The sequence below is a fragment of the Pseudomonas sp. JV245A genome, from assembly GCF_032424515.1.
Taxonomy (GTDB): domain Bacteria; phylum Pseudomonadota; class Gammaproteobacteria; order Pseudomonadales; family Pseudomonadaceae; genus Aquipseudomonas; species Aquipseudomonas protegens.
Map to the genome: position 1 here is coordinate 17,696 of NZ_VYKE01000045.1, position 25,207 is coordinate 42,902.

Consider the following 25,207-nt stretch of genomic DNA (forward strand, 5'->3'; position numbering starts at 1 on the left):
CACCGCTCAGCGCCCGTGGGTGCGCGCCGTCCCAAAAACCGCCCCACTGGCGAGCAAAATCCCGGATGAAGGGGGTTGGCGCGTCTTACCTTGGCTTCCTGCGTGCAGGGCCTGCCGACCTTTGCGTAGCCAGCGCGGTGGCGAGCGATTTTTGTGCGCTCTACAACACCCCCGAGGAAGACCGGCAAGCCGTGGTTTCAACGGTTGTCGAGGCTGTTAGCGGTCGCACCCATGTGTGGCTGCGCTACGTGGAATGAGCCCCCGGGTGCTGGCGACAACAGAGCGGTGCTGGAACACGGGGGGTACAAGGGCCTCTCTCAACAGCGCCATTGCCCTAGCCTCACTTGGGCGCTGAAAGCCGCGGCAAAAACACCTACACCGCACGAACCACGGTGTAAGTGAGGGTGGCGGAAAACAGCGCCAGAACGACGGCGGTGCCCCGGGAAAACAGCGGTCCAGAAACCCGCCCCAGGTATTGGGCTCGAATGCCCGCCCCCAGCGAGACCCAGAGCAAGGCTATTGGCGCCAGTGCCAGGAAGAAAGCGCTCAATGACGGCAGGAAATCCCCCAGGCTGGCGAATGAGCTGGCCGGGAAGATCACACTGGCGAAGATCAGCCCCTTGGGGTTGAGCAAGGTCGCAATCAACAGGTGCCGTGGCCAGCTCTCAAAGCGCTCGGTGTGCTGGGCTCCGGTGGTAGAGGTCTTCCAGGTCTTCAAGGCCAGCGCCGCTATGTACAAGGCGCACAGCAGCTTGATCAGGTGGATCAGCCACGGGTAGTCGTGGGACAGCAGCACAAGCCCCCAGCCCCAGGTGCAGATCGAAACGGTGTAGCCGAGCATTTCGATCAACACCAGTGGCAGCGAGCGCAACACGCCGAACTTGAAGCCCGAGGCCAGCAGCAAGGTGTTTGAGGGCCCCGGCACTACCAGTATCAGGGACGAAAAAAGCGCGATCTTGTAGAGGTCATCCATTTGCATGGCTTCCTATTCCGTTAGGAAAGTGGGTCTGGGGGGAGTGCTGCCAGAGGCAGCGTTTCAGGGGCTCAGGTGGAATGCCCACCCATGGATTTGTAAATGCTGATCAGGTGAGTACGCAGTTGACTGTCGCTATTGACCAGGTCGCGCTGCGCCTCCAGCACGGTGCGCTGCGCTTCCAGTTCCTCCAGGTAGCTGGCCTCCCCGGCCGCGTACCGGACGCGGGTCCACTCATAGGTGCGGGCCTTGCTGTCATAGCTGTCCTTGAGGTGCGCGGCACGCTGGTATTCGTTGTGGTAGCGGCTCATCGCATCGTCCACTTCCTGCCAGGCTGCCAGTACGGTCTGGTGAAATGCCACGGCCGCCTCTTGCTGTTCGAGTGTGCGCAGGACCACGGTCTTGCTGCGCCGCCCACGGTCGAACAGCGGCAGGTCCAGGCGCGGCCCTACCGACCAGGTGCGGCTGCTCCAGTCGGCAAACTGGCCGCTCTTGTAGGATTCGAAGCCGAAGTCGGCCCCCAGCATCACGCTCGGGTACAGTTCGGCCTCGGCCACTCCGATGCCCGCCGTCGCCCGGTGCAAGCGGGCCTGGGCCGCGCGGATGTCCGGACGCTCCCGGGCCAGGTCGCCAGGCAGGCCCAACTGCAGGTTGGGCAGCGGGCGGCTCAAGGCATTATCAGGCCGCTCCGCGAGCAAGGTTTCCAGGGCTCCGGGATGCTCCCCCAGCAACAGCGCAATACGGTTGCCCGCCTGGGTGTGCAGCGCCTTCCAACCCGGTATCTGTGCATGCAGCGAGGCCAGCCGTGCCTCTTGGCGTTCCACCGCGAACCCATCTTCCTCGCCCTCCCGGGCCTGGACGGCAACCACTTGCAGGTGCGCGGCCAGGATCTGTGCCTCCTGCTCCAGAAGACGGATCTGGCGCTGTGCGGTACGCACTTCGAAGTAGTTTCGCGCCAGCTCGCTGGAGACACTGAGCAACACGTCGTCCAGGGTCGCGGCCGCACCATCGACCTCGGCCTGGGCGGCTTCACCCAGGCGTGACACCCGCCCCCAGAGATCCAGCTCCCATGAAACGTCGAACCCGGCCTGGTACAGGCTATAAGGGTCGGTAAGCACCTTTTCCAGGGCATCACTGTCGCTGCCCAAGGCTTCAAGCATTCGATTGTTCGGCGCATACCGGCTTTGCCGGTTTCGCGAAGCCGCCGCGGAAAAGGACACTTCGGGCGTTTCCAGGGAAGCGACTATCTGGCGTTGCAACCGCACCTGGGCAAACCGCAGCAAGGCCGTGTGCAGGTCCGGGCTGCCTTCGCGCACCTGGGCCTGCAGCTGGTCCAGCACCGGGTCGCCAAACACCTGCCACCAGTTGCCGTCTGCGGTTTGCGAGGTGGTCGCCGGGGCTTTGCCCGGCACCGAAGACGCTGGCGGACCACTGTGCCAATCCGTCCAGCGTTCCGGGCTGGGAACTGCCGGGGCCTTGAAATCGGGCCCGACGGTGCAGGCGGTGATGGCCAGCAGCATGGCCAGCGTCAGCCCATTACGCAGGTATCCAGAGTGAGTAGTTTTCATGACGTTCCTTATCACACCAATCGATTGCGAAACAGCCACGCAGCCAGCGGCAGGGTCACCAGCGCAACGGCAAACATGGGCACCAGGTTCCAGGACACATCCGCCAGCGTTGCCCCCTCCAGGTAGATCCTCCTGACCAGGTCGATGGCAAAGCGCAGCGGATCGAGATAGGTCAGCAGTTGCAGGGCCTCGGGCATGCTGTGCACCGGGGTGATCAGGCCGGAGAGCAGGATCAGCGGCATCATCAGCACGAAGGTGTACACCATGGCCTGCTGCATGTTGGCCGACAGCGCCGAGATCGACAGCCCGATGCCCACGCAGGCGCTGGTGAAGACGAACAGCCCCAGGTACAGGTCCAGCACGGAGCCGATCATGGGGATCTTGAACCAGAACAGGCCGATGAGGAGGATCAGGCTGGACTGCAAAAGACCGATCAGTACCGACGGCAGGGCCTTGCCCAGCAGGATCACGAAAGGCGTCAGCGGAGTCACCAGCAGTTGGTCGAAGGTGCCCTGCTCGCGCTCCCTGGCTACCGACAACGCCGCCAGCATCAGGGTCTGGATCATGCTCAGCGCGGCGATCAGGCCCGGCACTATGTTCCAGCGGGTTTGCAGGTTGGGGTTGAACCAGGCACGGGTCTCCAGGCGTACCGGCGCGTTGTCCACCGCCAGGAACTGCTGGTTGAAGTCAGCCACCAGGTTGGCGATATGCCCGGCCGCCATTCCCGCGGTCGTCGAGTTGCGCCCATCGAGGATCAACTGCAAGCCGGCGTTTTCATGCCGGCTCAGGCGCTCGTCGAAGTCTGCGGCGATATGCAGCACCAGCAAGGCACTGCCCCGGTCGATTACCGGGGCGATCTCATCGACGCTGGTCAGGGTCGACACTCGGGCAAATACCCCGGAGGCATCGAAGCGTGCCAAAAGCTCTGTCGAAGCGCGCCCCTGGCTCTGATCCAGCACGGCATAGGGCACGTAGTTCAGGTCGTAGGTGGCGCCGTAGCCGAACAGCAATGACTGGACGATCGCCGGGGCAATCAGGATCACCCGGTTGGCCGGGTCCTTGACGATGGCCAGGAACTCCTTCTGAAACAGGAACAGCAACTCGCGTAGGAAATTCATCAGCTTGTCCATGGCTTCAATCCAGCTTCTTGCGGGTGCACAGGCGTGCAGCGTTCAACAGGAACACGGCGTAGGCCACGAGGATTGCGAGGTTCTTGGCGATCAATGGCCAGTTGTTGCCAGCCAGGAACAGGGTCTTGACCAGTTCCATGAAGTAAGTCGCCGGCAGGATCGAGCCCACCACGCGGATGAACGTCGGCACATTGCGCAGATCGAAGAGGAACCCCGAGAGCATCAGCGCCGGCAGGAAGCTGAAGATGATCGCGATCTGGCTGGCCAGGAACTGGTTGCGTGTCTTCGCCGAAATCAGCAGGCCAATGCCCAGGGTGACCAGCAGGTAGAGCATGGAGCTCAACAGCAGGAGCACCAGCGAACCCTGGATCGGTACCTCGAACAGCAACCGCGCCGAAACCAGGCACATCACCAGGCCCAGCAGGCCCACCAGGAAATAGGGAATGATCTTGGCCAGGAGTATTTCGATCGACCTGACCGGGGTGACGAACAGTGATTCGAGCGTGCCCCGCTCCCACTCCCGGGCCAGTACCAGAGAGGTCAGGAAGGCACCCACCAGGGTCATGATCAGGGCGATGAGCCCCGGCACCAGGTACCAGGTACTGCTGTTGGCGGCGTTGAACCACATGCGTTCAACGACCAGCACCCGACCGGCCGACTGGGGCTGCCGGGAGCGGTCGAACTGCTGCTGTTGCCAGACATTCAGCGCGCCCCTGACATAGCGTCCAAGGGTCGCCGCGCTGTTGGCATCGGCGCCATGCAGGAGCAATTGCAAGCGCGCATCCTGCTGTTCGAGGCGCCTGGAAAAATCCGCCGGCACGCGCACGATGCCGTCGACCCGACGCTTGTCCATCAGCGCTTGGGCCTCGGCCATGCTGGTCACCTGGACCACCGAGAAGTAGTCCGAACTCGCAAGCTTCGCCACCACGCTGCGGGCGCTGGGGGAGCTGTCTTCCAGGACCACGGCCAGCGGCGTGTTGCGAATGTCCAAGGACAGGCCGTAGCCAAATATCAGGATCAGTACGATGGGCAGGACAATGCCTATCGCCAGGTTGCTCTTGTCACGCATCAATTGGCGCAACTCCTTTCGGGTGAGCGCAATGAGCCTGCGCCTGAACCCTGAGGCGGATCGATTGGAGTCAGTCATGGTCATTCCTCACTGCACCGGGGCGCTGGCCTGGGCCCGAGCACGCTCGACCACGGCAATGAAGGCGCTGTTCATGTCGGCAAGCGACTCGCTGCCCTGGTGGCGTACCTGTTCCGGAGTGCCCAGGGCCAGCAGCCGTCCGGCATCCTGGATGACGATACGGTCGCAGTACTCGGCCTCTTCCATGAAGTGGGTGGTGATCACGATCGTCGTGCCGCTTTGCGCCAGGGCGGTGATACGGCGCCAGAACGCCCGACGGGCCAAGGGGTCGATACCGCTGGTGGGTTCGTCGAGAAACAGGATCTGCGGCTCGTGCAGCAGCGCGACCGCCATGGCCAGGCGCTGCTTGTAGCCACCGGGCAGCTCGCCGCTGCGCAGGTGCTTGTGTTCGTCGAGGTCGAACTGTTCGAGCATCAACGCCACCCGCGCTTTCAGCTTCGCGCCGTGCAGGCCATAGGCGCCGCCGAAGAAGCGCAGGTTCTCCAGGGCCGACAGGTTCGCGTACAGGGCGAACTTCTGCGAGACGTAGCCGATCTTGCGCCGCGCCGCCGCCCGTGCGGTGCGCAGGTTGACGCCGGCCACCTCAAGGTGCCCGCTGGAGGCGGGAAGCAAACCGCAAAGCATGCGAAACGTGGTGGTCTTGCCGGCTCCGTTGGGGCCCAGCAAGCCGAATATCTCGCCCTTCAACACCTCGAACGAGGTGCTGGCAACCGCGGTGAAGTCCCCGAACTTGCGCACCAGGTCGCGGACCTCGATGACCACCGCACGCCCAGAGGCAGCGTCGCCCTGGCCGTCGCTGGCGGGCGCCTGCGCCGGCTCGTCCAGGCTTGCAACGCTGCCAACCTGTTGCCGGAGCAACACCATGAAGCCATCTTCGAGGCGGGCCTCCAGCGCCTGGGGAGAGGCCTGGCCAGCCAGGGATGGAATGGCCTGCAGAGGCACCTGGGCGCTGCGGATAAAGCGAACCATGCCGCCTTCGGGCACGGCATCGATGATGTGTTCATTGTCGTCAAGCAAGCGCGCCTGCAACAGCCTGGCCGGGGTGCCGGCCTCGGGGCCGACGCCATAGCACAGGCCCTGCGCCAGATGGCACAACTGCGCCGGTGGCCCCTGGGCGATCAGCCGCCCCTGGTACAGCACAAAGACCTGGGCGCAACGCTGGGCCTCGTCCATGTAGGCAGTGCTGATCAGCACCGTGAGGTTTTCCTGCTCGATCAGTTGTTCGATGATGCTCCACAGTTCCCGCCGCGACAGCGGATCCACCCCCACGGTGGGCTCGTCCAGCAGCAACAGCTGCGGTGAGCGGACCAGGGTACAGGCCAGCCCCAGTTTCTGTTTCATGCCGCCGGAAAGCTGTCCGGCCAGCCGGTCGCGAAAACGCGTCAGGTCCATCATCTGCAGCAACCGGGAAAAGCGCTCCTCGCGCTGCTGGGCGCGCACGCCATGCAGGTCGGCGTAGAGTTCGAGGTTTTCCTGGATCGTCAGGTCTTCGTACAGGCCGAACTTCTGCGGCATGTAGCTGATGAGGTCCTGCACCTGCTGCGGATCTGCGGCGACGTCCAGCCCCAGCACCTTCAACAGCCCTTCGTCGGCCTTGAGCAAGCCGGCAATCATCCGCAACAGGGTGGTTTTTCCGGCCCCGTCCGGCCCCACCAGGGCACTCAACTTGCCACTGGGCACCTCCAGAGAAACCTGCTCCAGAGCCAACTGTTCTCGCGTTCCACTGCGAAAGCGCTTGACCAGTTCAACAGCCTGAACCGTTACCGCTGGCGCACTCATGGCGTGGCCCCGGCCACCGGTGCCTGGTCAAGGTAGACGGTCGCCGGCATACCGAGCCGCAGGCGATCGTCAGGGTCCTTGACCAGCACCCGGATCTCGTAGACCAGGCTGGTGCGCAGGTCTTCCGTTTCCACCGACTTGGGGGTGAATTCGGCAACCGAGGAGATGTAGCCGACTTTGCCGTCGATGGCCTGGTCAGGAAAGCTGTCGGTGTAGACCCGCGCCATCTGGTCCGCACGTATGTGGCCCAACTGGCGTTCGTTGACATAGGCCCGTACCCACTTGGGGTCGGTCAGGGCCAGGGCAAACACCGGGCGCTGCGGCGAGGCCATATCCCCCGGCTCCAGCAGGCGCGTGCGGATCCGGGCCTGGGTCGGCGCCTTGAGCTGAGCGCGCGCCAGGTAATGTTCCAGCAGGTCCAGGTCGGCCCTGGAGGCTTGCAGGTCGGCCGTGGCCTGGGCGATGTCTTCATTGCGTGGGCCGATCTTGGCCAGGGTCCAGGATTCGCGCTGCTCCTGCGACTGGGCCTTGGCCACTTGCAAGCGGGCGACTGCCTGGTCCAGGCGTTGCTGGCTGACGCCCTTGCCCTGGGTGTCGTCGGCGATCCTGCGCAGGCGCTGCATGTGCAGTTGAGCCAGCTGCATTTGCGCCTGGGCGGCATCAAAACGTGCCTTGGACTGCTCGACCTCTTGAGGCCGTGTGCCATTTTTCAAGCGCAGCAGCGCCTGTTCCTGGGCGCCGATCCTGGCCTTGGAGCGATTTATTTCCAGGCGCAGTGTGCGTGTGTCGAGTTCCGCCAGGACCTGGCCTGGCTGCACCAGGTCGCCCTCTTCGGCATACAGCGCGGCGATTCGCTCACTGCCGTCGAACGCCAGGGACACCTGGCGAATGTCGACGTTGCCATGGAGCTTGAGGTGGTCGTTCTGCTTCTCGGGGCGAAGGAGAAACCAGGAAACACCCGCTGTGGCCACCAGCAGTACGGCAACCCCTACAATCAACTGCTTCTTCATCCATGAGTCCTTTGTTTGCCAAGGCCTAATTAAAATTCAATTTGAATTTAAATTAGAAAATAACAGATACTGGCCATGAAGCAACCCCCCGCTCAGACCACGAGGAACATCATGAACACGCGACGCAGAACCAGCAGAAGCGACGGCGAACACACTAAAATCCGCATTCTCGAAGTGGCTGCCCGCCTGTTTGCCCAGCATGGCTATGCCAACACCGCGAGCAAGCTCATCTGTGAAGAAGCCGGCGCCGACCTCGCCGCCATCAACTACCACTTCGGTAGCCGGGAAGCCCTGTACAAGGCGGTGCTGATCGAGGGACACAAGCAGCTGGTGAGCTTCGAAGCCCTGTCGCAGTTGGCGCAAAGCGAAGAGCCGGCGCTGATCAAGCTCGATAGCTTCATCGATGCCATCGTCACCCGGGTGCTCGATGAGCAGAGCTGGCAAAGCAAAGTCTGTGCACGGGAAATACTGGCGCCCACTGTCCATTTCACCAGCCTTGTGCAAGAAGAAGTGATGCCCAAATTCCGTCTGCTGGAAGCGCTCATCAGCGAGATCACCAGCTTTCCGATCGGTGACCCGGCGCTGGCGCGTTGCACCATCAGCATCATCGCGCCCTGCCTGATGCTGGCGGTGATAGATCGCCAGCAGCCCAGCCCGCTGCAAGCCGTCCTGCAACACGACGCCAACGCCCTGAAAGCCCACTTCAAGCTGTTCGCCAGGTCCGGCCTCGCGGCCATTGCCCAATAGTCGGCTCACACCGCCAGACTGCCAGGCTGATTGTGCAGGGCGCTGCCCAGCACTGTTTTGACCCGCGACATGACCTGGGCGTCGAGAAAGAAATGGCCACCGGCAAACACGAACTGCTCGAAGCCGCCCAGGGTGTAGCGCCGCCACTGCTGCATCTGCGCAGGCGGCGCAATCAGGTCCTGGGCGCCGCTCAGGCAGATCATGCGGGTGTCCAGCGGCTGCGGCTGGGCACCGGCGTAGGAGTAGACCATCTGTATGTCGGCCTGAATGATGGGCAGGTACATCTGCATCAGGTCCTCCTCGGCCAGCACCACCGCCGGCACGCCCCCCATGGCCTGCAGCGCGGCGATGGCCTGCTCTGCCGGCAGCTGGTGCAGCGGTGCTACCCGTTGCCGCACATGGGGCGCAACCATGCCCGAGAGCATCAGTTGCTGCGGCATCGGCAACCGCCGCTCCTGCAGCACGCCGGCGACAGCAAAGGCCAGCAAGGCGCCCATGCTGTGGCCGAAGAAACAGCAGGGGATATCATCGCCAAACTGCTCCAGGCAGTCGGCCACGTCATTGGCCGCCGCCTGCATGTCGCTGTAGCAGGCCTCCTGGCTGCGACCCTCGCGGCCCGGCAACTGCAAGGCATACAGGTCGACCTGGTCGTACAGGGGCAGGAACCAGCGATGAAAGACCGAGGCCCCGCTCCCGGCATAGGGAAAGGTGAACAGGCGCATCTTGCCCCGAGGCCGGCTGGCATAGGGAAACCAGGCGTCCTTGGCCACGCGTGATGGAGTTCCCATGGGTCAGCCCTCCACCTGCCTGGCCAGGGCGAAGCGATCGACCTTGCCATTGGCGTTGCGTGGCAGTGCGTCCAGGCACAGCACCTTGTCGATGATCATGTAGCGAGGCAGGCGCTGGGCGCAGTGGCGCTTGAGGTCGATCAGCGAAAGAGCGCCCCGGGTGTGAGCGACCAGCACGCCCCACAACTGCGCGTTCATCCCCTCCCCGACCACCAGCACGGCGGCCTCGCTGACCTGGGGATGGGCCAGCAGCGCGGCTTCGACTTCCCCGCGCTCGATCCGGTTGCCACGCACCTTGAGCATGTCGTCACGACGCCCCAGGTATTCGTAGTTGCCGTCAGGCCGCTGCCTGACCATATCGCCGGTCTTGTAGGGCCCCTCCTGAGCCGGCTTGGCGAAATAGCCCAGCATGACCGTAGGCCCCTGCACCACCAGCTCACCTTCTTCACCCACTGCGCAGCGGCTGCCATCAGGCTTTTGCGCCCACACCTGGTTGCCGGAGGCGGCCGTGCCGATGGGCACCGGGAGCACGCGCTCGGGATCGATGGCGCCGACCTCGAATGCGGTGCACACATTGGTTTCCGTGGGGCCGAAGAGATTGGCCAGACGCACATCGGCATAGGCCGCGCGCAGGTCACGCAGGTGCTTGATCGGAAAAGGCTCGCCGGCGAACAACAGTACCCGCAGGGTGTCCTGGATATCGCTGAGCAAGTCGCCGTCTTGCATCATCATCATGAGTACCGAGGGCACCGAGTACCAAATGCTGATTTCGTGCTGGCGGATGAAGTCGGTCAGCAGCCGCGGCGAGAACGCGATCGACTCGGGAACCAGGCACACCGTCGCGCCCACATTGAGCGCGCAGTAGATGTCCAGGACCGACAGGTCGAAATGCAGTGGGGCATGGTTGGCGAAACGCTCGCCAGGCTGGAAGCAATAGCGCTCGCACGCCCAGTCGACGAAAGCCAGGGCATTGCCGTGGCTGAGCGCAACCCCTTTGGGCACGCCGGTGGACCCGGAGGTGTAAAGGATGTAGGCCAGATCGTCCGGCTGGATGTCCAGCGTCGGCACTACGCTGGAGCCGGTATCGATGTTGCGCCAGTAGCCGGCGCTGGCCGGGTCGTCCAGGACCACGCTGCGCACCTGGGCAAGCGCGGAGCCGGCAAGTTCTTCCTGGCGTGCCGCGGTGCAGAGGACCAGCACGGCCTGGGAATCCCCGGCGATCTTTTCCAGGCGCGACACCGGGCTCAGAGGGTCCACCGGCACATACACCACCCCCAGCCGCAGGGCCGCCTGCATGACCGCCACCAGGTCCACCGACTTGTGCGCCCAGAGCAGTATCCGCTGCCCCTGGCCGACCCCCAGGGCACAGAGCATCGCCACGAATTCCCGGGTCCTGAGCTCCAGCGCCTCGTAGCTCAAGGCATCCTGCTCATCCACCACCGCCGTCTGCCGCGGGTAGCGGGCAAGGCTGTGCATCATCCGTTCATGGAGCAGCTTCATAGCTTCAGCTCCCGGGCAATGATCTCGTGCTGCATGTCGCTGGTGCCGGAAAAGATCGTAGTGCCGATGGAATCGCGCAGCATCGCCTCGATCCCGAAAGACTCCAGGCAGCCCCGGCCGCCGAAAATCCTCACCGCATCGATGCTCGATGCCAGCGCCCCTTCACTGATGGCCAGTTTCGACAGGGCAATGTTGAGCTGCCCCGGATCGCCCTGGTCCATGCCCCAGCACGCCCGGAACAGCAGCAACCGCGCCGACTCCAGGCGCAGCTTCATTTGCGCGATACGGTGCGAAACCGCCTGGTTGTCGCCAATCGGCTTGCCAAACTGGCGCCGGGTGCGCGCATGCTCGATGGTCTGTTCCAGTTGCCGCTCCATCATCCCCAGGAACGCTGCGAACAGGCAGGCACGCTCCCAGCCCATGGAGCTCTGGAACACCTGCCGGCCCTGCCCCTCCTCACCCAGGCGGTTGACCTCAGGAACCCTGCAATCGTCAAAGAACACTTCACCCGCGGGGCAGCTTCTCAGGCATACCTTGTCCAGGGGCTCACTGACCCTGAGCCCCGCACTGCTGCGGTGGACGATAAAACCGCTGACCCCCAGGGCACCGTACTCGGGCTGGGTGGTGGCATAAGTCACGAAGATGTCGGCAATCGGCGCATTGCCGGCAAAGCTCTTGTGGCCGTCAAGGCGATAACTGCCATCGGCCTGGGGCCAGGCACGGCTCTTCAAATTGCTGGAGTCGGAGCCGGCCTCGGGTTCGGTGATCGCGTTGGAGCCGATGAATTCACCGCTGGCAAGTTTGGGCAACACATCGCGTTTGGTTTCCGCTGTTGCGAACTCGACGATCGGCATCGCACAGGCAAACTGGTGGGCCGCCGCCGCGAACACCAGGCCCATGTCTGTGCAACCCAGGCCAAAGGCGTGCATGGCAATGGCCGTCGACAGTGCACCCAGGCCCTGGCCACCGTATTCCCGGGGAATCGACAGCCCCAGCAATCCGGCCTCGCCGCAGATCGCCCATTGCCGGGCAGTGAAATACCGCGAGTGTTCATTGCCACAGGCCGCCAGTTGCTCGGCACACACCTGGGCGATCATGGCCGCATGTTTTTTCTGGGTATCGTCGTAGTTGAAGTCCATTTCAACTCTCCTTGCGCAGGGAAGGTTTTCTGAAGGATCGATAGAAAATCAGCCGCCCGACCTCTGAGGGCACTTGCATCAGGCCCCACCAGAGCGCCTTGAGCTTTCTCAAGGTGGTCAGTTGATAGACACGAGCGTGAGGATTAGCAAAATCAAAAATAGGCGGAACAAAACTGGCGTTGGCAAGCTCCGCAAAGATGCTGCTCGCCGCGTGCGCAGCAGAGACCTTGGCGCTTTTGACGTCATCACAAAGGCCCAGCGTAGTGTTGAGAATATCCTTGTACCCCTGATACAGAGGCATCCAGAAACCGTCCTCTGCGAGCTGGTCGATTTCATCGAACACTTGCGGGTCCAGGTCCTTGGCAAAGGCATCGTTGATCTTGCGCGCGGTGATGGTGGCGGCAATCGACTGCAGCAGCCAGACACGGGCGAAGGCATTCCACAGCTCGGGGTCGCGAAACGACACATAGGCCGCTGAGGCGATCCGGTCACTCAAGCTGATGATGCTGTCCTGGGTCAGGACAAAATCATTCAGGGCCGGGCTGCGGTAGTCACCGCTGTGCGCCGCCTTGATCAGCCGGTGCGCCAGGGCCAGAACCAGTTCCGCAGCATTGGACAGCTTGCGCGAGAACAACAGGTCGTTGCTCGCGGCGCCCTCATCGAACATCAGGCAGCGGCGTTCGAGCGCCGTGCGATAGACCTGCCGGGGCGGCTGGCGCAGCGCCCACTCGCGCACCCGCCGGGCGCCGGACAGGTGCCGCCCCAGGCCGGGGTACAGCTCGATCAGGCCGGCCAGGACCTGGTCGCCGTCCATGCTCGGGCAGAGGTCCTCACGCAGTGAAACCAGCACGCTGACCAAAGGGTTGCGCGAGTGCTGATGGTTGTTGAACGGGATGACCCCCACCCAGCCCCCGTCGAACACGTGATGCAGAGTGCCGCCATGCCACTGGCCGGGAAAGTCGCCCTGCACGCACTCATCGAACGGCACCACCCCGAGCATATGAGTGGAGAATTCCAGGGTCCGGGTCTTCTGCGTCGAAGCCTGGCTGACCAGGCCCGCCTGCCGCGCCAGCACCTGGCCGCCCTGGCTGCCATCAACCATGAAATCGGCAGTGACCCAGCGTCCCAGCGCCGTAGCTACCTTGACCCCGCTGTCCTCGACCAGCACCTCTGGGCTGTTGTCGATCTCCACCAGCTGCGCGCCATAACCGATGGCCGCCGCCAGCAGATAGGCATCGATATCGGGCCTGAACAGATGGTTCTCGCCATGCTCGGAGGGCACGTTGAATTGCAGCGCCTGGCCCAGGTCCACCGCCCGGCTGCGCTGGTGATAGATGAACCCGAGGTTCTTCTTGACCCCGGAAGACGGCATCACCTTCTGCTGGATATCCCGGGTGCGGGCGATATTCTTTATTTCCGGCACGCCATAGCGGTCGGCAATCAGCTCGAAAATCATCGAGGTATAGGGAATCGTCGCCTCACCGGTAAGGTCGGGGGGCATCTGCCGGTTGCGCAACAAACCGACCCGGACCTTGTTCCGGGCCAGGCAGGCGGCGAGCATGATCACGCTGATGCTGTTGCCCGCCAAGAGAATGTCGTAATGCTCTGGCGCCTTGCCAGACTGCACATCGTTCATAACCACCTCAATCACAGATCATGGGTCTGGGTTGCACTGCCCGCGGCCCGTCAGGCCTCGGCCACGCAGCCCTGTTCCTTTATCGAACGGGCCAGGAAGTCCGGCCACATCAGGCCCGGACACTCAAGAAACTCGCGGGCCTTGATCTCCAGCTTCAGATCGCGCCGGCAGCGGGCGACCATGTCCATCACCAGCAGCGAGTCCAGGCCGTAGTCCATCAGGCTGCCGCCATCCTCGAGCTTGGCCCGCACCTGTTCGGTCTTGACCCCGAGCAACTGCGCGTACTGCTCCCACACGTAGTCATCCAGCAATGCCAGGGCAGCGGCTTCGTCGGCGCCCGCCAGTTGCTGCAGGATCTCCACGTTGCTGCTGTCGCCGGCCCTGGCGGTCGGAGCCTGGCTGCGGATGTACTGCAGCAGCGGTTGCGGGCCGCGGGATTCGAGCAGTGGCTTGAAGCGATTCCAGTCCACCCCTGACACCACCATCTGGGGCAGCTCGCTGGCCAGAATCCGCGACAGCAGGCCGACGTTCTGTACCGGGGCGATCTGTTTCAAGCCAACGCTGGTGAGGAAATTCAGCACCTGCTCGTCGAACAGGTGACTGCCGCCGGCCCACAGCCCCCAGTCGATCACCAGGGCACTCAGGCCCATGGCCCGACGCTGCCACGCCAGGCTGTCGAGGAACTGATTGGCGGCTGCGTAGCTGGCGACATGCTGCGAACCCCAGACACTGGCGATGCTCGAACACAGGACAAAGAAGTCCAGGTCCAGCCCCAGGGACAGTTCGTGCAACAACCAGGTGCCCTCGACCTTGGGCCGCATCACCTGGTCGAAACTGTCACGGTCGACGTCCTTGAGATCCTGCGGAATTGAAATTCCGGCGGCATGGAAGATGCCCTTCAGGCTCGCGCCCGACGCCTCCAGACCGCAGAACAGCCGCTGCATGTCCTGGGGCGAGGTGATGTCGGCCTGGACGTAACTCACCCGCGATGCCGCAGCGCCGAAGCGCTCCAGGCCCGTGGCGACATCCTCCAGTGGCCGCCGGCCGGTGATCAGCACAGCGCCCGCGTCTTTATCCAGAAGCCACTGGGCCATGGCCAGGCCAATTCCACCCATGCCGCCGGTAATCAGGTAACTGCCCTGCGGGCAAGGTGCATAGGCCTGTGCTGGCAACTGCGCAGCGCTGAAATGGTTCAGGCGCTGGACATAACGCTTGCCCGGGCGCAGGCAGATCTTGTCCTCGCCATCGGGGTCGCTGACTTCTTCGGCCAGCGCCCTTGCCCAGTGAGGATCGTCGGGGGCCAGGTCGATCAGCCCGCGCCAGTGTTCGGGGTGCTCCAGGGCGAGCGTCTTGCCCAGCCCCCACAACGGCCCGGTCGCCACTTGCAGGGGCTGGTCGCGATCCAGGCCAACAGGGTTTGCCCCTTGGGTCACCAGCCACAACCGGCCACCGCGCGGGCCCAGTTCGATGAGCGCCTGGACCATCTCCAGCAACGGGTGGAACAGTGTCGCCTGCAGGCTCGACAGGCTCTGCAGCGTGGTCGAGCCGGCATCCTCGATGTCTTTGCCATCGAGCACGATGATATCGGCGGCCAAGGCCTCGCCTTCATCGGTCAATGCCTGGCTCGGGTCCTGGGCCAGCACCCTCCGCGCGCTATCGAGCAACTGCTGCGGGCACAGGACCCGGGCACGATGCCCGCCACGCTGCAGGTGTTCGACCAGGGGAGCGGCGGTCTCCGGCGAGCGGCTGACCAGGGTGAACAAGCGGCCCTGCTGCGGCACTTCGGCGCGCTGGCGAGGGCGTTCGAGCCAATCCAGGCTGTAGAGCACGTCGGGCTGGTAAAGCATGCCACGCAGCGCCTCCTCACTCGGGGCGGCAGCCAGGGTTAGCCCTTCCAGGCTGCCTACACACTGGCCGTGCGCATCGTACAAGGCGCAGTCGAACTGCTGCGGATGTGCCTGGCTCGTGGCAATCACCAGGCTTTGTGCCCGGGGCGAAGCGGACCGGCTGGCGACCCAGCGGCGGATGCCGCTTATCGAGCCCGGCGCATCGCCCGGCACCGCCTGCCCCAGGTACTCGAGGACCTGCCCAAGGCGATTGCCGTTCGGATCGGGTTCTGCCGGCAACTGCATGTGGTAGACAAAGCCTGCGTCCTGGGCGGCGGCATGGCCCGGGTCCGGCAGGCCGCCCCGGACAGCCGCCGGCAGGCCTTCCAGGGTCAGCGACAGGACCGGCTGCCAATCGGCACCGGCAACCTTGGCCGCTGCGCTCAGGGCCGAGCAGTTGACCTCCCAGGCCGCCCCGGACAGCGGCTTGAGTTCGGTGAACAGATGCAACTGGTCATCGACATGGAACGCCAGGGCCGGGGTGATGCTGGCGAGGCTCACCCCATAGGTGTCCAGCTGCAAGTGGCCGGCCAGCTCATCGCTCAGGGCTGCCAGCAACCGGTCAGGACGCAGCAGCGCCAGGTCATCGCGGATCTCGCCGCCCACGGCCTGCAGGAGCGCGCTATCGAGCGTCGACTCGAATGCCGGAGTGGGTGCATTGACCGAGTGCCCCAGCAGCCGGCCGACCGCTCCCGCAGCGACCTGTTGCAGGGGCGAGCCGCTGGCGTTGTCGAACCAGTAGCGCTGGCGCTGAAACGCATACCCGGGCAAGGCCTGGCGCAAGGCCCCGTCATGCTCGTGCAGCCGGGCCCAGTCGAGGTTATGGCCGCCCACGTAGAGCTGCGCGGCGGCCAGGCGCAGGTCCCTGGACGGATCGCCGGCCCGGCGCAGGCTGGCCAGGACCAGGCTGTCGTCCGCCAGGGGGTGACGGCCGATCAGCGGCGTCAACACAGCATCGGAGGCCACTTCAAGGAAGGTTTTCACCCCCAGCTCTGCGATCAGGGTGTTGACCCCTTCGCTGAACCTCACGGCCTGGCGGGTGTGCGTACACCAGTAATCGGGCGAGCTCAGGCTGGAGAGCGTATGCACCCGGCCAGTGACACTGCTGATGACCGGCAAGCGCGGCTCGCTGAAGGTGATCTGCGCCACCGTCTGGCGGAACGCTTCAAGCATCGGCTCGGTGGCTGCGGTATGGAAGGCATGGGAAACCGCAAGCTTCTTGACCTTGCAACCGCTGGCGAGTGCCGCTTCGGCCAGCGCCTGGACCTCGGCTTGCGGCCCGGCCACCACCACGTCCTGCGGGCTGTTGACCGCCGCCAGTTCGATCGCGCTGCCGGGCCGGTCCTTGAGCAGCTCCAGCAGTTGCGCCTCGCTCATGCCCAGTGCGTACATCGCGCCGCCGGCCGTCATCAGTTGCTGGGCCAGGCGCCCACGCGCCTCCACCATACGCAGCGCGTCAGCCAGGGATACCGCCCCGGCCACACAGATTGCACCGATCTCGCCGAAACTGTGTCCGAACAGCGCATCGGCAGCGACCCCCCAATGCATCCACAACCGCGCCAGGGCATATTCGACCGCGAATATCGCCGGCTGGGCATAGCGGGTCTGTTGCAGGTAGCTGTCACTGGCCGCACCCGCGTCCAGCACCAGGGTCAGCAGGTCCACGTCCATCAGCGGCTGCAACAGGGCGCGGCATTCATCGATCTGCGCCTTGAAGAATGGTTCGCTGTCATACAGTGCCTGGGCCATTGCCCGGTACTGGCAGCCCTGCCCCGGAAAGAGCATCACCAGCGGCGCCGCCGCTCCCTGGCAGCGCCCTTCGAATACATGCCCCACGACCTTGCGTGACGCATAGGCTGCCAGTTGCTCGCGCAGCCCCTCACGGCTATCGGCCACGGCCGCGAAACGATGGCCAAAGTGCGCCCGCCCGACGTTCGCCGTGTAGCACAGGTCCTTGAGTTCGAGCTGGCTGTTGTCGGCGATAAAACGTTCATAGCGTCCGGCAATCTGGCGCCGGGGCGTCTCGCCCTTGGCCGACAGAGTGATCAGCTGCCAGGGGTTGTCGCGCCCCTGGGCACGTTCGCGCAGCGGCGCGTCGCCCACTAGCACATGGGCGTTGGTGCCGGTGACACCAAACGAACTGACACCGGCGTGCCGCGCCTTGCCCTGGCGTGGCCAGGGCGTGGATTCGGTGACCACCTTCAGGGCCAGGCGATCCCATTCGATCCGCGGGTTGGGCGTGTTGAAGTGCACCTGGGGCACCAGGGCCTCTTGTTGCAGGCACAGCAGGACCTTGGCCAGCCCGGTCACCCCGGCGACCGGTTCGAGATGCCCCATGTTGGCCTTGATCGAGCCCACCAGCAGCGGTGCATCCACGGGCCGCTGCTTGCCCAGTACCGCATGCAGGGCGTGCAGTTCGATCGGGTCGCCCAGCGCGGTGCCGGTGCCATGGGCCTCGACATAGTCGACCTCGCTGCCCTGGAGCCCGGCCTGGCCGAGCGCCAGCCTGATCACCTCTTCCTGGGCGTGGATGTTGGGCACGGTGATGCCGCTGCTGGCGCCGTCGTTGTTGACCGCACTACCCTCGATCACGGCCAGCACCGGGTCCTGGTCGCGTACCGCATCGCTCAGCCGCTTGAGCGCAAGGATCACGCAGCCTTCGGCGCGCCCGTAGCCATCGGCCGCCGCGTCGAAGGTCTTGCAGCGGCCATCGGGGGCCACGGCCCGCAGCTTGCTGACCAGGATGAAACCGTAGGGCGACAGGATCAGGTTGACCCCACCGGCCAGCGCCAGCTCGCTCTCGCGGCTGCGCAGGCTGTTGCAGGCCTGGTGCAGGGCCACCAGGGATGAGGAGCAGGAGGTGTCGAGCACCACCGCCGGGCCCCTGGAGCCCAGGGTGTAGGCAATGCGCCCGGCCACGAAGCTGGTTTCGCCATAGAACTGGTAGGCGTTGACGTCCTCGACCGCGCCCAACTGCTGGCGCAGGCGCACGTAATCATTGGTACTGACCCCCATAAACACGCCGAGCTTCTTGCCATGCAGGCTGTCGGGGGCGATCGCGGCGTTCTCCAGGGCCTCCCAGGCAACCTCCAGGGCCAGGCGCTGCTGGGGGTCCATGCCTTCGGCTTCCTTGGGCGAAATGCCGAAGAAGCCCGGGTCGAACTGATCCACCCCCTCGATGAAGCCACCGCGCATGACGTAGGCCTTGCCGGGTGCCTGGGGATCAGGATGGTAATAGTCGGTGCCGTACAGACGGTCGCTGGGCATGTCGCCCACCGCATCGGTGGCGTTTTTCAGCAGGCTCCACAGCCGCTTCGGTGTGTCGGCACTGCCCGGCAGCCGGCACCCCAGGCCCACTACGGCGATCGGTTCGACAGGCGCCGAGCTCTTGCCGGCCACCTTTTCCTTGAGCGCACGGATGGTGGTGATTGCCTGAGCAAGACTCTCTTGCAGCTGTTCCTTGCTTACATCGCGGACATCGTTATCCATAAAGGCCTCGATCAGTGATTCTCTGGCAGTTGTCATCCAGCCCCAGGGCTAGTAATTGGCGATATCGCGCAGCTCGTCTTCGAGAGCACCAATCAGCTCGGCCCGTGACAGTTCATGCAGGTCCTGATGCCGCGACGCTGGCGACACAGGTTCGGGCGCCGCCACCGGCTCCCGGGTTTCAGGCGCCAGGAGCTGGCCCATGAGGTAGTCCGTGACCTGTTCGATGGAGGTGTATTCGAAGCCGAAGGTCGAAGGCAGGTCGATGCTCAACGCCCGGCCCAGCCGTGAGCGCAGGTCCAGCGACATGACCGAGGACATGCCCATGTCGAAGAAGCCCTTCCTGACATCGAGCTCCAGGCCATCGGCAACGCCGAACACCTGCCCCACTACCTCGCAGACCAGCGCCTGCATGGCCCGGCGCTGCTGCAGCGGTGGCAGGCCAATCAGCTCGGCCAGACGCTGATCCGCTGCGCTATCCGCTGCACCCAGGTGTTCGAGCAAGGGCCAGGGCAGCACGCTCAGGTACAGCCCTTTGAGTTGTTGCCAGTCGACATTGAGCAGCCCGCACTGGCCCTGGCCACCCAGCACGCGGGCTATGGCCTGCACTATCTGCGAGCGCTGCAAAGGCTGCAGGCCGCTGCCTTGCATGGCCGTGCGGGCTGCGGCGTCCTGCTCAAGCTCCTGTTCGCTCTGCGTCAGCTGCAGCAGCTGGCAGTTCAACCCCTGGCGCCGGCGCTGTGCATGCACCCACAAGGCATATGCATCGGCAATCGCCGAGCGGGCGAAGCCGGCCCCGCCAAGCAGGGAAGACACGCTGCCCAGGATCAGGAAGAACGCTTCGGGGTCATCGATCAGCTGGTGAACCTGCTGCAAGATCTCAAGCGGCCGAACGCCTTCCTGCATTCGCACGACAAATTCCGGCTCCTTGAGCGCAACCGTGCGCCAGTCAAGATCGAGGTGGATAAAGCCGGCGATGCGGTCTTGCGCTCGCAGCGTCGCGAAGGTGTCAGCCAGGTTTTCCCGGCTCAGGTCCGAGAGGCTGCTGATCGCCATCGCTTCGGGCATCCGCTCAGGCATGTGCAGTTGCCCGGGGGCCTCGCAGAGCAGCAGCACACGCTGCACACCCCGCTGCCCGAGCGCCGTCAGCACAGGCTCCAGGTCAGATCCCGGGACGGCATGCAGCACAACGGTTCCGTTCAGCGCCGGCGACTCCAGGCGCTGTAGCGGGTCGGCTTGATCCTCCACCAGGTATTGCACCTCGACCCGGGCGCCGCTGATCGCAAAGTGATCATGGCCAGGTTGGCCGTGCAACAGCCGGCAGAGGCTGGCGTAGCTTCTTCTGTCGCTGCCCTGCAAAGTCACCAGACCGCCCCACCAGGCAGGATGCTCCAGGGCGAAGATATGTGCGGCGCCCTGCCAGGTGGCCTGGACAGCGGCCATGGCCGGCGACGCAGCATCACTGGCATGAAGGGCGAACCAGACCGGCTTTGCCGGTGTTCCGACGCTGGCAATCGCACCGGCGAAGGCCTGTACCAGCGCCGCAGAGGCCACCAGGGATATACCGAGGCCGTCGGCCTCCTGAGCCTCAACGCCGGCAACGATCACCCCCAGGCAGGACGGATCGGCCACTGCCCCGCGCAACGCCGAGGACAGCTTTCGGGCCAGAGGTTGTTGCCCGGCGTGCAGCTCGATGACTTCGACCGGACGCTGTTCAGCCGCAAACGCCGCAGCCAGTGGCTGGACCTCGGCAGTGCTCCAGGCCAGCACCATCCAGTAGCCCTCGCGTTGCCGAGCGCCCTCGCCCGGCATCGGATAGTCCTGCCATTGGCGAGCGATCATCGGCAGGTCGAGGGGTGCGGTCTGGAGGTCGGGCAAGTACCACGAACCAGGATGGCCAAACTGCGGACCTTCGAACAGCGCCAGCTGGCAACCCCGGGCATCCACTACCTGCAGGCTGTCGGGTTTGTCGGCGTCATGGCCGGCCAGCACAATCCATACCTGCGCCGGCAGGTCTGCCCATACCTGGAGCCCGGAGAACCCGACCAGCGCGGCGGCGTGGGCGCCTTCAAACAGCTCGACCACACTGGCCAGCAACTGGGTCTGGCGCTCGGCCGCCGTCAGGGAGTGGGCAAAGCGGTACAAGGCCCGCTGCCCGCCCGTGGCCGCACACCCGGACCATGGGCACAGGCCAACGTCCGGCGCCGGCGGTGAAGGCTCATCGAGCATCGACACCCCGCACAGGGTTTCCTCCTGCAACTGCGCTGCACAGTCAACCAGGGTTCCGCTCATGCAGACATGGCGGCGCTCGTCGCCGGCCCCTTGCAAGGCCAGTTCGAAGCAGGCGTCAGGCGCCTGGGTGAGGTGGATGCTCAGGTGCGAAGTGAGGTGCTGTTCGCCGCGCAGACGCAGCTGGGCAATCTGCAAGTCGCGGATCTGCTGCACGCCCCGTGGTGTTTCCCGCACCGCCTGGAGCACGGCATCCAGCAACAGGTGAGTCTTGACCCTGTACCCCTGTTCGCCCAGCGGGTCGTAATGCCCGGCCTGGGGAGCGAGAGCCCCCGACCAGTACCAGAGCTGCCCGGCCGGCCGTACCAGCCCCTGCAGGCAAGGATGGCCCGAGGCTGCCCGGGCGGGCTGCACCGCCGTAGCCGGCTGGCCAGCATCGATCCAGTAGTCGTTGAGCTGCCAGGGATAGGTGGGCAACCCGATGGCCTGACAGCCGTCCGGCAAGCGCTCGGGGCCCGGCGGCTGGGCGCCGCGGCCAAAGGCCTCGGCCAGGGTCGCCCAGGGTTCGCCGGCCGCGGGTTTGCGGTCATTGGCGATGGGGCTGCCGGCCAGCCAGGCCTGTAGTGCCTGAGCCAGCTCGCGGCAATCCTGGCCGTGGACGACCAGGCGTTCCTTGAACGCCGTGCGCCGCATCAGCGCGTTGTAGCAGATGGTCTGTGGGCAGTGCTCGGTAGCGCCCAGGAAGGACACATAGCGCTGGGCCAGCTCCGCCAATGCCGCCGGGGTGGCCGCGGACAGGTACAAGGCTACTGGTGCTGTGGCAGGTGGCAAAGGCGCTGTCGCGGGCGCCGTATAGCCCTTGAGCAGCACATGCACGTTGGTCCCGGTGAAACCAAAGGCACTGACCCCGGCCACCCGCGACTCCGGCCGGCCCGGCCAGTCCATGGCCTGATGCGCCAGCTTGAGGTTCATGGCCGCCCAGTCGACACGGGTGTTGGCCCGCTGCAGATGGGCTTGCGGGGCAATCCGGCCGTGCTCCACCACCAGGCAGGCCTTGATCAGCGAAGCGATGCCCGCTGCCGCCTCGAGGTGCCCGATATTGGCCTTGACCGAGGCCACCGTCAGCGGCGGACTGTCGGGGCTGGCCTGGCGATAGGCGTTGTGCAGGGCGTTGAGCTCGATGGGGTCACCCAGCACCGTGCCGGTGCCATGGGCCTCGACGTAGCTGACTTGCCCCGGATGCACGCCGGCGTTGGCCAGTGCTTCGCTGATCAGCGCCTCTTGCGCCGGACCATTGGGCACTGTCAGCCCGGCACAGGCACCGTCGTGATTGACCGCCGAACCGAGAATCGTCGCGACAATCGGGTCACGCTCCCGCTCGGCCTGGGCCTGGCGCTTGAGAATGACCACGCCGCAGCCCTCCCCTCGACCGTAACCGTCGGCACTGTCGTCGAAGGCCTTGCTGATGCCGTCCGGGGCCAATGCGCCGGCCTGCCCCATGGATTGAAAGATCGACGCCGAGGCGATGACATTCACCCCACCCACAATCGCGATGTCGCACTCCGCGGCACGCAAGCTGTTGCACGCCAGATGGATGGCCGTGAGCGATGACGAGCATGCGGTGTCCACCGTCAGGCTCGGCCCACGCACGCCGAGAAAATGCGAGAGGCGCCCGCAGATCGCCGAAAACGAACTGCCAGTGCCGTAGTGGGCATCCACGCCTTGCGCGCTACCCAGGACCCGGGTTTCGTAGTCGTGGGAGTTGGCCCCGACAAAAACCCCGACCCTCTGCTCCAGCAGCTTCTCCTGAGGGATACCGGCCCGTTCCAGAGCCTCCCAGGCCACCATCAGCAACAGCCGTTGCTGGGGGTCCATGCTCCGGGCTTCCTTGGGGGAAATGCGGAAGAACGCTTCGTCGAACCCTTCGGGGCGCTGGATAAGGCTGGCAAACCGCGGGAAGGTTTCCTCCGGCTTGGCGCCGGCGAGCCGGGACGGCGGTACCGGCCCCACGGTGTCCGTCTGTTCCAGCATCAGCTTCCAGAGTGCCTCGGGGCTGTCGGCCTGGGGAAACCGGCACGCCATGGCCACCACGGCGACGCTCCCCGCGGCGTCGGTCGCCCCGGTATCGACCGTTACCGGGGTGCTGGCCGGCTCCCGGGACAGCAGCCCTTCCAGGTACTGGCCCAGCCGGTTGATGGTGGGATAGTCGAAGCCCACGGTCGCCGACAGCTTGAGGGCGAACTGGCGCTCCAGCATGCGCTTGAATTCAACCAGGGAAATCGAGCTCAGGCCCAGTTCGAAGAAGCCTCGATCCGGGTCCGGGTCGGCACAGGCCACGCCGATGATCTGCGTCAGCAGTGCACCAATCTGCGCCCGCACATCCCCCACCGGCTGCGCCGCTGCGGGCACCTTGGCCGGTGCCGGCACAGCGATTTGTGCCAGCTGCGGCACGCTCAGCGCCACATCGTTGGCCTGGGCGCAGAGATTGCCCTGGGCGTCATACACCAGTACCTGCGCCCGCAGCTGGGACACGAGCCCTGCCGGCTGCGGCCGCGGCGCCGGGGCAAACCAGAAACGCTCCTGCTGCCAGGGATAGGCCGGCAGCTCCAGCGCCGCCTCCCTGGGTTGGAAGGCTTGCCAGTCGGGACCTGCGCCCCACTCATACAGGCGGGCAACAATACTGGCCAGCTCCAGGGCGGCGTCGCCCTGCTTGTGCAAGGCGCCGCACACCAGTCCCTGGGTTCCCTTGTCGGCCAGGGCCTGGTTGATCGACGCCGCCAGCACGGTGTGCGGGCCGATCTCGACGAACAGCCGGTGCCCCTGCTCGATCAACTGTTCGATGGCGCGATCGAAGCGCACGATGCCACGGGCATTCCTCGCCCAGTAGTCGGCATCTGCCAGGATCGGCTCCTCGGGCATCGCACTGGTGGAAATCCAGGGCGTGTGCGCGGCAAACACCGGCAAATCCTCCAGCCCCGCGCGGATCTGCGTCAGGCACTCATCCATCTGGCAGGAGTGGAAGGCATATTCCGCCGGCATCAGGTAAGTGAAGATGCCTTCGTCACGCAGTTGCTGATCCAGAGCCTGTACAGCCTGCGGGCTGCCGGACACCACACAGCTGTTTCGACTGTTGACCACCGACAGTTCCAGTTGCGGGTTGTTCGCCAGACGCGACTGGAGCGTCGGCGCGGGCAAGCCCACCACCAGCATCCGCCCCTGCCCCAGGGTGTCCTTCATGGCCTGGGCCCGATGGTGGATGACCCGCACCGCCGACTCCAGGTCCAGTGCTCCGGCGCAATAGGCCGCGGCCACTTCCCCCATGGAGTGGCCGACCACCGCCGCCGGGATCACACCCCACTGGCGCAGGCATTCACTGATCGCCACCTGGATGGCAAAGATGCAGGGCTGGGCAAATTCGGTCAGGTGCAGGCGGGACCCACTGGCGTCGCTGCGCAGCTCGGCCTCCACCGACCAGCTTGCCCACTGGGCCAGCGCCTGGTCGCAACGCCGGATCATCGCCAGGAAGGCCGGCTCCCGTTCAAGCAGGTCGCGACCCATTCCCACCCACTGGGCGCCCTGCCCGGTAAACACCAGCACGGGCCCGCGCCGATCCTCTTCGTCCGTCGCGCAGGCCAAGGTCGGGGCCGGCAACTGCTCCAGCTGGCTCTTCAATTGCCCGGCGTTCGCACCCACCACGGCCGACCGGTAGGGAAAGTGATCACGACGATGAATGGCGCTGGCGACAAAGGCTTGCAATTGCCCATCGTCCTGCTGCGGCAGATGAACGGCATAGGCCCTGGCCTGCTCCACCACGGCCTGCGCGGACCTGGCCGATACCGGCAGGACCCAAGGCCGGCCCTGTGCCGATCGTTCCTGCTGCGGCTGTGCCTGCCGATAGGCGCTGGCATCTTCGAGAATCATGTGGACGTTGGTGCCACTGAGCCCGAAACCACTGATTCCAGCCAGGCGCGGCCGGTCGGGCAACGACTCGATCGCCGTGGGCACCGCCAGCCGGGAACGCTTCCAGTCCACCAGTGGGTTCAACTGTGCAAGATGCAGTTGCGCAGGCACCTCGGCGTGCTTGAGAACCATCATGGTCTTGATCACGCTGGCCATTCCGGCGGCCGCATCCAGATGGCCCATGTTGGCCTTGACCGAGCCCACCCACAGCGGCCGCTCACGCCCCTGG

At 65.0% G+C, this 25,207-nt stretch carries 13 protein-coding genes and 1 pseudogene; 2 read left to right on the forward strand and 12 right to left on the reverse strand.

The genetic code is table 11. The features are described from left to right. Positions 1 to 71: 71 nt before the first annotated feature. Positions 72 to 257: pseudogene (locus F6S12_RS33810) on the forward strand (hypothetical protein); the annotation flags it as partial. A gap of 116 nt (positions 258 to 373) precedes the next feature. Here F6S12_RS33810 and F6S12_RS14870 read toward each other — a convergent pair. The 6 genes from F6S12_RS14870 to F6S12_RS14895 all read right to left on the reverse strand — a co-directional run bounded on the left by F6S12_RS14870 (position 374) and on the right by F6S12_RS14895 (position 7,607). Further along, on the reverse strand, positions 374 to 973 hold the full coding sequence (locus tag F6S12_RS14870) for a LysE family translocator (RefSeq protein ID WP_169891728.1): 600 nt from the start codon (positions 971 to 973) through the stop codon (positions 374 to 376). 71 nt (positions 974 to 1,044) lie between these two features. Beyond that, on the reverse strand, positions 1,045 to 2,541 hold the full coding sequence (locus F6S12_RS14875; protein ID WP_315869032.1) for an efflux transporter outer membrane subunit: 1,497 nt from the start codon (positions 2,539 to 2,541) through the stop codon (positions 1,045 to 1,047). Positions 2,542 to 2,552: 11 nt separating this feature from the next. After that, on the reverse strand, positions 2,553 to 3,671 hold the full coding sequence (locus F6S12_RS14880) for an ABC transporter permease (protein WP_015635464.1): 1,119 nt from the start codon (positions 3,669 to 3,671) through the stop codon (positions 2,553 to 2,555). Positions 3,672 to 3,675: 4 nt separating this feature from the next. Then, positions 3,676 to 4,824 carry an ABC transporter permease gene (locus tag F6S12_RS14885; RefSeq protein ID WP_315869033.1) on the reverse strand — a complete coding sequence of 383 codons (1,149 nt, stop codon included), beginning with the start codon at positions 4,822 to 4,824 and terminating at the stop codon, positions 3,676 to 3,678. Positions 4,825 to 4,827: 3 nt separating this feature from the next. Beyond that, the gene (locus tag F6S12_RS14890) at positions 4,828 to 6,597 is read right to left on the reverse strand and encodes an ATP-binding cassette domain-containing protein (RefSeq protein WP_041117996.1); all 1,770 of its coding nucleotides are present in this window, start codon (positions 6,595 to 6,597) and stop codon (positions 4,828 to 4,830) included. Next, entirely contained in the window at positions 6,594 to 7,607 is a 1,014-nt protein-coding gene (locus tag F6S12_RS14895) for an HlyD family efflux transporter periplasmic adaptor subunit (protein WP_315869034.1), read from the reverse strand. The genes F6S12_RS14890 and F6S12_RS14895 overlap by 4 nt, the downstream gene beginning before the upstream one ends. A gap of 111 nt (positions 7,608 to 7,718) precedes the next feature. On the opposite strand from F6S12_RS14895, the gene F6S12_RS14900 reads away from it, so the two are divergent. Continuing rightward, on the forward strand, positions 7,719 to 8,354 hold the full coding sequence (locus tag F6S12_RS14900) for a TetR/AcrR family transcriptional regulator (protein ID WP_182999891.1): 636 nt from the start codon (positions 7,719 to 7,721) through the stop codon (positions 8,352 to 8,354). A 5-nt stretch (positions 8,355 to 8,359) separates the two neighbouring features. On the opposite strand, the gene F6S12_RS14905 is transcribed toward F6S12_RS14900, so the two are convergent. The 6 genes from F6S12_RS14905 to F6S12_RS14930 are packed head-to-tail and all read right to left on the reverse strand — an operon-like array spanning position 8,360 to position 25,188. Next, on the reverse strand, positions 8,360 to 9,142 hold the full coding sequence (locus F6S12_RS14905) for a thioesterase II family protein (protein WP_011061085.1): 783 nt from the start codon (positions 9,140 to 9,142) through the stop codon (positions 8,360 to 8,362). 3 nt (positions 9,143 to 9,145) lie between these two features. Then, the gene (pltF, locus tag F6S12_RS14910; protein ID WP_315869035.1) at positions 9,146 to 10,642 is read right to left on the reverse strand and encodes an L-proline--[L-prolyl-carrier protein] ligase; all 1,497 of its coding nucleotides are present in this window, start codon (positions 10,640 to 10,642) and stop codon (positions 9,146 to 9,148) included. Beyond that, positions 10,639 to 11,781: an L-prolyl-[peptidyl-carrier protein] dehydrogenase gene (pltE, locus tag F6S12_RS14915; protein ID WP_011061083.1), complete on the reverse strand. Its 1,143-nt coding sequence runs from the start codon at positions 11,779 to 11,781 to the stop codon at positions 10,639 to 10,641. Before pltE ends, pltF begins: the two co-directional genes overlap by 4 nt. A 1-nt stretch (position 11,782) precedes the next feature. Next, the gene (locus F6S12_RS14920; protein ID WP_053158244.1) at positions 11,783 to 13,417 is read right to left on the reverse strand and encodes an NAD(P)/FAD-dependent oxidoreductase; all 1,635 of its coding nucleotides are present in this window, start codon (positions 13,415 to 13,417) and stop codon (positions 11,783 to 11,785) included. 50 nt (positions 13,418 to 13,467) lie between these two features. Further along, complete coding sequence (locus F6S12_RS14925) at positions 13,468 to 18,792, reverse strand: type I polyketide synthase (RefSeq protein WP_315869036.1); 5,325 nt, start codon at positions 18,790 to 18,792, stop codon at positions 13,468 to 13,470. A gap of 48 nt (positions 18,793 to 18,840) precedes the next feature. Next, positions 18,841 to 25,188, reverse strand: coding sequence for a polyketide synthase (locus F6S12_RS14930; RefSeq protein WP_315869037.1), 6,348 nt, complete (start codon positions 25,186 to 25,188; stop codon positions 18,841 to 18,843). Between the last annotated feature and the right edge of the window lie 19 nt (positions 25,189 to 25,207).